Source organism: Oceanobacillus phoenicis, assembly GCF_047238145.1.
Lineage (GTDB): Bacteria > Bacillota > Bacilli > Bacillales > Amphibacillaceae > Oceanobacillus.
Genome location: NZ_JBDFME010000001.1, coordinates 1,426,645 through 1,439,294 on the forward strand (window position 1 = coordinate 1,426,645; position 12,650 = coordinate 1,439,294).

General features: G+C 29.0%; 11 protein-coding genes. 10 read left to right on the forward strand and 1 reads right to left on the reverse strand.

The annotated features are described in order from the left end of the window. The first annotated feature begins 64 nt into the window (after positions 1–64). The 10 genes from ABC346_RS07360 (at position 65) to ABC346_RS07405 (ending at position 11,252) form a co-directional block, all read left to right on the forward strand. Positions 65–1,174: a DegT/DnrJ/EryC1/StrS family aminotransferase gene (locus ABC346_RS07360; protein ID WP_413234234.1), complete on the forward strand. Its 1,110-nt coding sequence runs from the start codon at positions 65–67 to the stop codon at positions 1,172–1,174. Between the two features lie 77 nt (positions 1,175–1,251). Beyond that, complete coding sequence (locus tag ABC346_RS07365; RefSeq protein WP_413234235.1) at positions 1,252–1,860, forward strand: sugar transferase; 609 nt, start codon at positions 1,252–1,254, stop codon at positions 1,858–1,860. Positions 1,861–1,895: 35 nt separating this feature from the next. After that, positions 1,896–2,426, forward strand: coding sequence for a GNAT family N-acetyltransferase (locus tag ABC346_RS07370; protein ID WP_413234236.1), 531 nt, complete (start codon positions 1,896–1,898; stop codon positions 2,424–2,426). Between the two features lie 31 nt (positions 2,427–2,457). Further along, entirely contained in the window at positions 2,458–3,420 is a 963-nt protein-coding gene (locus ABC346_RS07375) for an ATP-grasp domain-containing protein (protein ID WP_413234237.1), read from the forward strand. Between the two features lie 35 nt (positions 3,421–3,455). Then, positions 3,456–4,763, forward strand: coding sequence for a phenylacetate--CoA ligase family protein (locus ABC346_RS07380; RefSeq protein WP_413234238.1), 1,308 nt, complete (start codon positions 3,456–3,458; stop codon positions 4,761–4,763). A gap of 7 nt (positions 4,764–4,770) precedes the next feature. Beyond that, positions 4,771–5,769, forward strand: coding sequence for a stealth family protein (locus ABC346_RS07385; protein WP_413234239.1), 999 nt, complete (start codon positions 4,771–4,773; stop codon positions 5,767–5,769). Between the two features lie 26 nt (positions 5,770–5,795). Further along, complete coding sequence (locus ABC346_RS07390) at positions 5,796–7,127, forward strand: O-antigen ligase family protein (RefSeq protein WP_413234240.1); 1,332 nt, start codon at positions 5,796–5,798, stop codon at positions 7,125–7,127. A gap of 9 nt (positions 7,128–7,136) precedes the next feature. Beyond that, the gene (locus ABC346_RS07395; protein WP_413234241.1) at positions 7,137–8,267 is read left to right on the forward strand and encodes a polysaccharide pyruvyl transferase family protein; all 1,131 of its coding nucleotides are present in this window, start codon (positions 7,137–7,139) and stop codon (positions 8,265–8,267) included. A 38-nt stretch (positions 8,268–8,305) separates the two neighbouring features. Continuing rightward, on the forward strand, positions 8,306–9,820 hold the full coding sequence (locus ABC346_RS07400) for an oligosaccharide flippase family protein (RefSeq protein ID WP_413234242.1): 1,515 nt from the start codon (positions 8,306–8,308) through the stop codon (positions 9,818–9,820). 49 nt (positions 9,821–9,869) lie between these two features. Then, positions 9,870–11,252 carry a Coenzyme F420 hydrogenase/dehydrogenase, beta subunit C-terminal domain gene (locus tag ABC346_RS07405; protein ID WP_413234243.1) on the forward strand — a complete coding sequence of 461 codons (1,383 nt, stop codon included), beginning with the start codon at positions 9,870–9,872 and terminating at the stop codon, positions 11,250–11,252. Positions 11,253–11,434: 182 nt separating this feature from the next. Here the strand turns inward: ABC346_RS07405 and ABC346_RS07410 are convergent, their stop codons facing one another. Then, on the reverse strand, positions 11,435–12,562 hold the full coding sequence (locus ABC346_RS07410) for an NUDIX hydrolase (protein ID WP_413234244.1): 1,128 nt from the start codon (positions 12,560–12,562) through the stop codon (positions 11,435–11,437). Positions 12,563–12,650 lie beyond the last annotated feature (88 nt).

Sequence of the window (12,650 nt, forward strand, 5' to 3'; positions counted from 1 at the left end):
TTAAAGCAAAGTAGATATATAACTACCTAAAGAAATAACCCCTTGAGGAAGGAAGTTTTGAACCATGTCTAAACGTATTTTTCTTTCTTCACCGCATATGAGCGAAGAAGGCTTTGAACAACACTTTGTACAAGAAGCATTTGATACAAACTGGATTGCGCCATTAGGAACTAATGTTAATGAATTTGAAAATGAACTAGCAAAAAAAATTGGAATTAAAACAGCTGCAGCTTTATCTTCTGGAACAGCAGCAATTCACCTTGCTTTAAAAGCTGCAGGTGTTGAAGAAGGTGACATCGTATTTTGCCCTTCTTTAACATTCTCAGCTACAGCTAATCCAATTATTTATCAACATGCTACTCCTGTTTTTATTGATAGTGATAAAAAGACATGGAATATGGATCCAAATGCATTAGAAGAAGCTTTTATAAAATATCCAGCAGTCAAGGCAGTTATTGTTGTTCATCTATATGGTTTATCAGCTGATATGGATAGAATTATGGAAATCTGCAATAAGTATAATGTAGCTGTTATTGAGGATGCTGCGGAATCACTAGGTACTTATTATAAAGGAAAGCATACTGGGACATTCGGTGATTATGGAGTTTTTTCTTTTAATGGTAATAAAATTATTACTACTTCTGGGGGTGGAATGCTTGTTTCTAATAATAAAGAAAAAATTGCAAAAGCCCGTTTTTGGGCGACACAATCCAGAGATCAAGCTCGTCATTATCAGCATAGCGAACTCGGCTACAACTATAGAATGAGTAATATTGCTGCCGGGATTGGTAGAGGTCAGCTAAAGGTACTGAATAAGAGAGTAGAGAAAAAACGTTATATATATGAGTTTTATAAACAAGAATTAGTTGGACTAGAAGGAATAGAGTTTATGCCTTGGAATGAATGGGATGAACCTAATTTTTGGATGAGCTCAATTACATTGACTGGAAATGTTCGCCCAGTAGAACTGATGGATGCGTTAGAAAAGGAAAATATTGAATCACGTCCTGTATGGAAACCAATGCATTTGCAACCTTATTTTATGAAATATGACTTTATAGGTGAAGGCGTGTCTGAGTGTTTGTTTGAAAATGGAGTTTGTTTGCCATCTGATACGAAGATGACACATGAAGAATTATCACATGTTACAAAAATTATTAAGGGTCTATTCTAATTGTAGAAAAAATGATATGCATTAGTTAATTTAAGAGTTAGAGATTGTAGTAAATATAAATGATAAGGTGAAATAAAATGTACGAAAAAACTTTTAAAAGAACATTGGATTTAATCTTGGCTTTAGCTTTAGCCATTCCGTTTGGCATAGTAGGTCTGATAGTAGCAATTTTAATAAAAGTGGATAGTAAAGGACATATCTTTTTTAAGCAAGAGCGACTGGGACAAGATGGAAAAATATTTAAAATTTTTAAGTTTAGAACTATGATAGAGAATGCTATGAGTGTAGGATCTGGATTAAGTACATTTGAAGGGGATCCACGGGTAACCAGGTTAGGGTCAATTCTTCGGAAAACAAGCTTAGATGAAATTCCTCAACTAATTAATGTAATTAAAGGGGAAATGAGTTTTGTAGGTCCAAGACCACCGGTTCCATACCATCCGAAGAAATATAAAGACTATTCTAGTAAAGAGAAGAAAAGATTTAATGTTCGACCTGGGATTACAGGTTATGCACAGGTTAAGGGACGTAATTCGCTAACTTGGGCAGAAAGATTTGTCTTTGACAACGAATACGTTGACAGCCAAAGTTTGTTGTTAGACTTAAAAATTGTGTCTTTAACTTTATATAAAATTGTTAAAAGTGAAAATATACATGGACCAAATAGAAGAAAAAAAAGTAATTAACAGTCTTCTATAGTAGCTTAAAGGAGAGGTTTAATATGCTACACAGAAAAAATACATATATTAGGTTAATGGAAGAATCAGATGTACAACATAAAGTTAATTGGTTTAATGATGAACAAGTAAGAAAAACATTAAATGTAGATTTTCCGATTTCCATAGTTGGAACAAAAAAATGGTTACAAGCAGTATCTACTAACAATACTAGAAGTGATTTTATTATTTGTTCTGCTGAAGATAGTATGCCAATTGGGTATGTTGGGCTAGTGAATATAGATTATAAAAATTCTAAAGCAGAATCTTATCTAGGCATAGGGGATAAAATATATTGGGGAAAAGGTCACGCATCAGACGCACGAAGATTGATATTAGATTATGCATTCGATCATTTAGCTTTAAATAAAGTTTATTCCTATGTATGGACAGAAAATGAAAAAATGAAACATATTAACCAAAAAGTCGGTTTTAAAATTGAAGGTACTATAAGAGAAGACATATATTATAACGGTGTCTATCGTGATAAGCATATTATGGGTGTATTAAGAAGTGAGTATAAAAATAAGCTATAGTTTAATGTTTTTAGTTTGAAAGGATAATAACATGAATATTTTAATTTCAAGTGCAGGAAGAAGAGTTAAGGTTGTACAATATTTTAAAGAGAACTTAAACAAAGTAAATGGAAAAGTAATTACTGTAGATTGCGATACTAAAGCACCAGCACTGTATTTTGCTGATGATAAGGATATTATACCAAGAGTTGATGATAAAAATTACTTGGATAAGCTAATTAATATTTGTGAAAAATATAAAGTTGATGCAATCCTTTCACTAATCGATCCAGAATTAGAAATCTTAGCAGCAAACAGAAAGGTTTTTGATGATCTTAATGTTAAATTAATTTTATCTCCATTAGAAATGTTGGTAATTGGATACGATAAACTAGCAATGTATGATTACCTTCTTAAGAAAGATATACCCTGTGTACCAACTTTTAATAACATTGAAATTGTAGAAGAAAAAATAAAGCAAAATTTATTAGATTTTCCTTTTATAATAAAACCTCAAAAGGGAAGTGCTAGCATTGGAATTGAGCTAGCAAATAATGTGGAAGAATTAAAGACTATTTTTGCAAAAGAGGATAATTTAATCATCCAACCATTCTATAAAGATAAAGAATTTGGTATTGATGTGTATATAGATTTACTAGATGGACATTTAGTGGATATTTTTATTAAAGAGAAAATCAGTATGCGGTCGGGGGAGACTGATAAATCAATTGCAATACATAATAGTAAAATAACTTCATTGATTAAAGATTTTGTTATTAAGACCAATTTTAAAGGTCAGATTGATATCGACTGTTTTGAGTATAAAGGTAATTATTATATCTCTGAAATTAATCCACGCTTTGGTGGTGGTTACCCACATGCGCATGAGGCAGAAGTAAATTTTGTAGAGTACATAATTCGAAATTTGAATGATCGTGTGAATAAGAAATATACTTCTTATAATTATGAAGTAGGTAGTATAATGATGAAATATGATGATGTTAAATTAATATGATTTTTTAGGTTCTCAAAACATAAAGAGGTGTCAACATGTTTTTATTTCCATATTTAAGAGAAAAAAGTATGCAACCCAAGTTAGATTATGAAATAAACTTTTATAGAAATCATTCAATTGAAGATATTTCTAAATATCAATTGATTAAATTTAATGAGCTATGGCAAGGTATTCAAAAAAATGTGCCTTATTTTAAAAAGATCGTAGAAGATGATGAACTTCCTAAACAGATTAAAGGGTGGGCTGATTTCCAAAAAATCCCTATCAATTCTAGGTCATATATAAAGGGAAAAGTAGGTGATTTTACTGATCATTCTAAAAAACCAGATTCGTGGATTAGTACTGGTGGATCAACGGGAAATCCATTAAATTTTCCGAGTTGGAAAGAGGAATCGTCTTACTGTGAGCCGAGTCTATGGTTTGCAAGAACTTTTTATAATATTAAAAGATCTGATCGAATGTTTAGGTTATGGGGACACTCTCATGTATTAGGAACTGGATTAACAAAATATAAAAAAGTAATTCAATTTAAAATAGGGCATCCATTAATTGGATTTAAAAGATTTTCAGCATACGATTTATCGGAAAAACAATTAAAAATTGCTGGAGAAGAAATCTTGAAATTTAAGCCCGAATATATTATTGGTTATAGTAAGGCATTGCAATTGTTGGCAATGGCAAATATAGATAAAAAAGAAGAATTTAATAATTTAAATATTAAAGCGGTTATTGGGGCAGCCGAGGGCTTTGATAAAGAATCAGATCGAAATTATATTGGACAGATTTTCGGATGTCCGGTAGGACTAGAATATGCATCAATGGAGACAAAATTATTAGCACATACTGATCCTGATGAAAGTTATAAAGTTATTTGGAGAAATAACTTGGTTGAATGCGTAGATGACGAGGGAAATCCTGCAAAAGAAGGAAGAATTCTAGTGACTAGTCTTTATCCGAGAGCATTTCCTTTGGTTAGGTATGAGTTAGGGGATCTTATTTCAGGTGCATTAAAAAGTGAGAATAGCGTATATGCTTTTTCGCGAGTTATTGGAAGAGATAATGATTTTTTGATGTTAGATGAAAATACTCCTATCCATTCAGAAGGAATTACACACGCGATAAAATTCTCAGATAAAATAAATGCATATCAAATTAGATATACATTTGAAAAAATATATACTATCTATCTTAAATCTAATTCAAAATTAACAGAGCATGATTTTGCTGAGATTCGTTCTCGATTAAATAAAGTTGATTATCGTTTATCAGATTTAAATATAAAACAAGTGGATAGTTTAAAACAGACAATTGCCGGAAAAACAAAATGGTTAATAGAAGAGTGATGTTGATATGAGTGATAAAATAGATTTTATTCTACCTTGGGTTGATGGGAACGATCAAGAGTGGATAATTGAAAAAAATAAATATAATAATAAAACTTCTAATGATAGTAGAGAAGTTAGATATCGAGATTGGGATAATCTACAATATTGGTTTAGGGGGGTCGATCAATTTGCTCCATGGGTACGTAAAGTGCACTTCATTACTTGGGGCCATGTTCCTGAATGGCTAAATGTTGATCATCCTAAAATTAATATTGTGAATCATACCGATTTTATTCCAGACAAATATCTTCCAACTTTCAGTTCCCATGTAATTGAATTAAATTTACATAGAATTAAAGATCTGACTGAACATTTTGTATACTTTAATGATGATACATTTATAATTCGAAATGTAAATAAAGAGGAATTTTTTAAAAATGGTTTACCTCGTGATATTGCGGTAATTAAACCAATAATTAACACTTTTAGGGAATCGACTGGAGCTATAGTCTCCAATAACATGGAAATTATAAACACTAAATATAGTAAAAATAAAGTAATTATAAATAATTTTTCTAAATGGTTTTCTTTGTCATATAAAAAGCATTTAATAAGCACATTTTTAATGATGCCATTTCATCAATTCGCTGGCTTTTTAAATCCTCATCTACCAAATTCATATTTAAAGAAAACTTTTGTAGAACTTTGGGATGAAGAAATGGAAGTCTTAGATAAGACATGTCAAAATAAATTCCGAAATGGTAGAGATGTAAACCAATGGTTATTCAGATATAGACAACTTGTGGAAGGTCAGTTTATACCAAGAACAGCTAAGATAGGAAGGACATACAATTTATCAAATGATAATAGAGATGTAATAAATGCGATTAATAATCAAAAATATCAAGTTATATGTATTAATGACAATGATAAAGAAGTAGTTAGAGATATAGATAAAGTGAAAAATGAAATAATAGATACATTTCAAAATTTATTACCTAATAAATCTAGTTTTGAAAAATAATTAAAATTAATGTGAGTGGAGAAAAAATGGAAAAAGTTTATGGAATGTATGATATTCAAAATAAGAATAAAAAGATTAATTTCTCACAACTAGCTATACTGGCATTTATTCTTTACATTTTTACACAAGGATGGCTATTTTATCTAGTTATCCAGAATAATTTTATAGAAATATCTGTGTTACTGGTAATTATATCAACTTTATTTTTGAAGTCATTGATTAATAATCTTCCAGATTTAACCTTCACATTACTAGATGCTTTTTGGTCTTTTTCAATCATAGTTATACTTGTATTGATCAGTATTTCTGGATCTGGTATCGAAGAAAATGATGTATTAATCTTCATGTATGTATTTGGTTTGTTATTTTTGTTATTAGCTAAAACAAATATAGATAATATTAGTTTAGCATTTACGGTTATTAAGTATGCAGCAATAGTTTATGCATTAAATTCTATTTTTCATTATTTCTTTACGGATATGTACCATTCATTAATGTTTCCATTTATCTCAATTTCTGCTCAACAGAGAGTAACAGAATTAGTAAATTTAAATTATTATGCAGGATTAGGACTTTCTCAACCATCTATGGCAGCGGGACCTATGATAATGGGAATAGGAATCGTTTTAGCACAACTAATTGTTGGTAAAAATCAAAATAAAATATGGAATGTATTATTAATATTACTTTTAGCAATTTCTTTATTAATTGTAGGAAAAAGATCTGTATTGTTATGGGGAGGAGTATCTGTTGTAATTACACAATTAGTGATATCATCAGATAGGCAAAAAATTAGAAAAATATTTAAATATACATTAGGTATTATATTTATAATAGGATTAACATATGTTCTTTGGGGATTTTTACAAACAATTCCTATTTTAACTAAACTTGTAGAGACTATTCAGGGAATCGGTTCAGGAGAAGATGTAACGAGTGGTAGAACTGTTTTATACCAACGTGCTTGGGAATTATTTTTAGAGAATCCTATATTTGGAATTGGTTGGGGACAATTTGTGGTAATTACATCAGGATTACTATCAAGAGATTTAATAGTGCATAATGTTTATCTACAGTTATTGTCTGAAACAGGTTTAATTGGATTTATGATAATTATAATACCGATTATTTATGCATATATCTTAACTATTAAATGTTATAAAATTATTAAATACAACACTTTAATTAATTTAAAATGGAAATTAGGTATATGTTTTTCAATATATTACCAAACATTTTTCTTACTGTATTGCTTATCAGAAAATCCTTTTTATAATACAGTTTATCTTTTTATGTATTTCTTTTGTTTAGCAATAATGAATAGTTTAATTGTATTAAAAAAATCAGATCATTTATGAGGTGTATTTATGTTAGACAAAGTAGGAATCGTTACTTTAAATGGATATGTAAACTATGGAAATAGGTTACAAAATTATGCTTTACAAGAAGTTATTAAAGCGTATGGTTATAGTGTTGAGACAGTCTGGGTTGAAATCAAAAGAAATAATTCAAAAGATATTCCTACATTGGTTAAAGTTAAAAATATATTTTTATCTTCCCCAAAAACGAATTTTGCAAGAATTCAATCCAAAGTTATTGGTAAATTGTATAAAAATGATCTTGATAAGAAAAGACAAAATATTTTTCGGGATTTTTCGAACAAATATATTTCTGAAACTCCTTATAAAATAAGTGAAAATAACATTCCAGAGAATTTGGATGATGAATTTAATTATTTTGTAGTTGGTAGTGATCAAGTGTGGAATCCTATTTTTAGAAAAGATAATCCATTATATTTTTTACAATTTGCATCTAAACATAAAAGAATATCTTATGCACCTAGTTTTGGAATAAGCTTTATTCCAGATGAATACAAAAATAAATATACTCAGTGGCTTAATGAGATGGAGATACTCTCTGCTAGAGAAGAAGCTGGAGCGCTGATTATAAAAGAACTAACAGATAAAGAGGCACCAGTTCTTGTAGATCCAACATTACTCTTAACTAGAGAAGAATGGTTAAACATTGCGAAAAAACCTGAAGCATTTACAGATCAAAAGTATTTATTAACTTATTTTTTAGGTAATATAGATAAAAATAAAAAGAAGATAGTAAAAGAAATTTCCGAAAATAATAATTTGAAAGTAGTTAATCTAGCTCAAGCTCAAGAACGAGAAATATATCTCTCTGGTCCAAGAGAATTTGTTTACTTAATTGATAATGCAGACTTATTTATTACAGATTCGTTTCATGGAGCTGTGTTCTCTATTTTGCTTGAAACACCATTTGTTATAACAGACAGAAATAGTCGATTTCCATCAATGAATTCAAGAATAGAAACATTACTATCTAAGTTTAATTTAGTAAACCGTCATATTAGCAATATAAATATATCAGATAATAATAACCTATTTACTATGGATTTTTCAAATGTTCCAGGAATTTTGGAAAAAGAAAAAGAAAAATCTAAACAATACTTGTCTAAAGCATTGGTTTGAAGAGATAAAATGAACGAATTTGAAAGAAGTTGTTTAAGTTGAATCAATTAAAAATGGGCGCTATATTATCATATTTATCCATAATTGTATCTATTCTGTTAGCTCTATTATATACCCCCGTTATGATTAGAATTTTGGGACAATCAGAATATGGATTGTATTCTTTAATTGGTTCTATAGCTGCATATTTCAGCATTATGGATTTAGGTTTGGGTAATGCACTTGTTCGTTATAGTGCTAGAAACCGTGAGATTGGTAATGATTATTCTGCTGCTAAGTTAAATGGTTTTTTTCTAACATTATATTCAGTGATAGGATTAATTACTATTATAGTAGGAATCTTTGTTTATAATAGTGTTGATACTATTTTTGGAAGTGAATTATCAAATGAGGATATAATGAAAGCAAAAATAATGATATTTATTTTAATTATTAATTTTGCTTTGTCCTTTCCATTATCAATATTTAACTCAATCTTACGTGCTCATGAAAGATTTATTATTGATAAAATAGTATCAATTACTCGTATTGTTTTAGGTCCGCTTTTAATACTTCCAATTATCTATATGGGGTATGGAGCTGTATCTATGGTAGCCATTACAACTTTTGTAAATTTATTATGTTTATTTTTTACTATGGTTTATTGTTTTAAAAAGTTAGATATTTCGTTCTACTTTGGTAAAATGGATATACAATTAACTCGTGAAATATTAGGTTATTCATTTTTAGTATTTTTAGGAATTGTGGTAGACCAAATATACTGGCAAACGGATCAACTTATATTGGGAGCGGTAAGTGGAACTGTTCCAGTTGCAATATATGCAATTGCCATGCTATTTGTAAAGCTGTACATGCAATTTTCAACTGCAATAAGTGGACTTCTATTACCTAAAATTTCTATGATGGTAGCTAAAAATGTAGCAAATGAGGAACTTTCAAATTTAATGATTAAATATGGTAGAATACAGTATTTTGTTATTACCTTAATATTATGTGGATATATATTGTATGGTAAGGAGTTTATATATTATTGGGCAGGATCGGAATATAGTCAAACATATTATATTGGTTTAATTATATTAATACCATTAACAATACCTTTAATACAAAATATAGGCATTAATATACTGTATGCGAAAAACCTACAAGGTTTTAGGGCAGTAGTTTTAATTAGTATAGCAGTATTAAATATAATTATCTCAATACCAGTTGCTAAGGAATATGGAGGAATTGGGGTTGCTATCATTACAGCACTAACAATACTTTTAGGGAATGTAATAGTAATGAATATCTATTACCAAAAGAAAATAGGAATTAACATGGTAGCTTTCTGGAGAAATATTGTTATAGCCACTATTCCAATAGTGTTGTCTATAACAATCGGATATTTTATTTCAATGATATTTGTACAAGAATCGATACTTCTGTTAGGTGTAAAAATAGTCATTTATACAATTATTCATGTTCTGTTTATTTATTATATTGGATTTAATTCATATGAAAAAAATTTGATCAAATCTATATTAGGCAAGGTTAAAAACAGAATCTTGTAAATATGATTTGCCATAAATTATTAAAGCTAGCAATTAGAAAGGAAAATCTATGAATAATATAGAAAAATTAATGAATACAGTTATTGCGAATGATTACTGCATCGGTTGTGGAGCATGTGCTAGTATAGATAATTCTCCATTTGAAATCAAATTTAATGAGAATGGAGAATATAAAGCTTATTTAAAAAAAGAATTTAAAAATAATAATCAAATCAATAACGTAAACGAAGTGTGCCCTTTTTCAAATGATAGTGATAATGAAACAGAGATTGGTAAAAATTTATTCGAAGATTTTGAAGCCTCCTTTAACCAATATACAGGATATTACTTAAATAATTATGCTGGCTATGTCAAAGAAAGCTCTTATCGTAATAATGGTTCTTCAGGAGGAATGGGTAGTTGGATTGCTGCACAATTAATGGAACAGAATTTAGTTGATTCAGTAATACATGTTCGGGAGAGTACGAGAGAAAGCGAAGCTTTGTTTGAATATCAAGTTTCGACAAATAAAGAAGAATTCTTGACTGGTGCAAAATCTAAATATTATCCAATTGAGTTGTCTCAGGTTATGGACTATGTAAAAGAAAATGATGGTAGATATGCTATTATTGGTATCCCTTGTTTTATTAAATCTGTTAGGCTCTTATCAAATAAAAATAGTTTGATTAAAGAAAGAATTCATTATTGTATTGGATTAGTCTGTGGGCATTTGAAGAGTGATTTCTTTGCTAAAGCACAAGGATGGCAAATTGGTATTCATCCCAATAACCTTACTTCAATAGACTTTCGAGTTAAACTAGACGGAAAAAAAGCTAATGAATATGGAATTGAAGCTAAAGGCGTTGTTGATAATGAAGAAGTATCCTTAACTAAAGCCCGCCATGACCTCTATACAACAAATTGGGGTCAAGGGCATTTTAAATATAATGCATGTGAATTCTGTGATGATGTACTTTCTGAAACAGCAGATGTCACAGTAGGAGATGCATGGCTTCCTGAATATAAACATGATAGTAATGGAACTAACATTGTAGTTGTTAGAAACCCTGATATTGTAGATATAATAGAGCAAGGAATCGTAAATCAAAAACTACAGTTAGACCGTCTAACAGCCGATAAAATATACGAATCTCAAGCTGGAGGTTTCCGTCAACGAAGAGATGGGTTAGCATACAGACTTTATTTAAAAGATCAAAAAAAAGAGTGGCGACCTAATAAAAGGGTTAAAGCTACGAATAACATAATTAAGAACAGGAAGAGAGTTTATGCGAAAAGAATGGAACTTTCTAAAGAAAGTTTTGAAGCATTCAAGTATGCTAAAGAGAAAGGGAGTTTTGACTTTTACGTAAGCCGTATGGAAAAATCGATTAAAGAGTATAATAATATTATTAACCCTTCTTTCATGAGGAAAATTTATAATAGGATTTTTTAATTAGTTTCTAAGTCAAAAACAGGAGTAAGCGAACAGCTCACTCCTGTTTTATTGTTTTATCCAATAATAAAATTTTTGCTTATATTGAAGATGTAATAATACTCTAGCACAATCAATTAAATCGTTTAAAATATATGATTACTTCTGTTAAGTGTCGTTTCGAAAAATTTCTATTAAATTCTTTAATTTATATAATTGTTAATATTATATAACCTTTTAAATTTTATCCACAATGCTAAATTTGTTAATAGTGGAATTGACATTTTGTTTCCATAATCATTAAGTAACTGATTAATATGAGTTTCAAATATCTTAGATTCTTTTTGAGTAATAGGATTTAAGATATATTCATCAAAAGTATAGAATATTAATTTTTTAGTTTCCCATTTGTCTTTAGCTAATTTCCATTTATTCTTAAGTTCAATTTCTGATAAATTAACTTGCATAGAAAAGAACATTTCAGGTTTTCCACCTCTTAATAGCTCTCTAGATAACCCAAGGAACTGAATACTATTTTTTTTAATATCATTACGTTCTATTCCTAATTCTTCAATACCTTCTCTAATTATAGATAAATCTGCTAAAGAGCTATTATTTTTTATATCAGATGATGATACTGCCCCTGATATAGATGCACCAATTTCATTGGGAGCATATGCGACTTTAGAAGATCTTTGTTGTAATATTAATTTTCCCCCAGAAGTAAATGCTAGGATATTTAAACCTAAATGGTTTGCGAAAAAAGAATTATCTAAAAGTCCTAGGCTTCCATTAGAGTGATATTTTTTTCTTAAAGTTAGTTCTTTATTAAATGGATAATCCATTAACATATTAGTTTTTAAATAATTTTTATAATAGACCGGTTGTGTTTCAAATATGTAATTATCACCATTCTTAATAATATTAGCTAGTCTTAAATTTTCATCATTAGTATAGTTGATTTCTTTAGAAAGTTTATTAAATCCCGAATCGGTTTGATCCAATATACTTTGTTTTGGTTCAAAAGTACTCCCAATGAAATTAAATCTAAACTTTTCTAAATCGTATCTTTTCCAAGTGTTATCAATTATCAAACACTGGGGTATTTTCATATTATGAGAACTACTTAATTGTAAATCAATAATACTCTCTGATTCATTATAGTAAAAATCTAATAGTTCCTGGTAATTCAGATTTGTATATTTATGAACTTTATTATTCTTTATTCTCTTAAAAGCGTATTTTATTAATTCCTGGGGCACTGGCACTATTGAATTAAGTACGTTTAAAGAGTCGCTTTTTAAAGCTGAGATTAATTCTTCTTTTGGCATAAAAACCTCCTAGTAATTGTTTATAAATTATATTTACTTATATATATCTATTCTACACATTATTCCTATATCCTGCTAAAGTAATAGT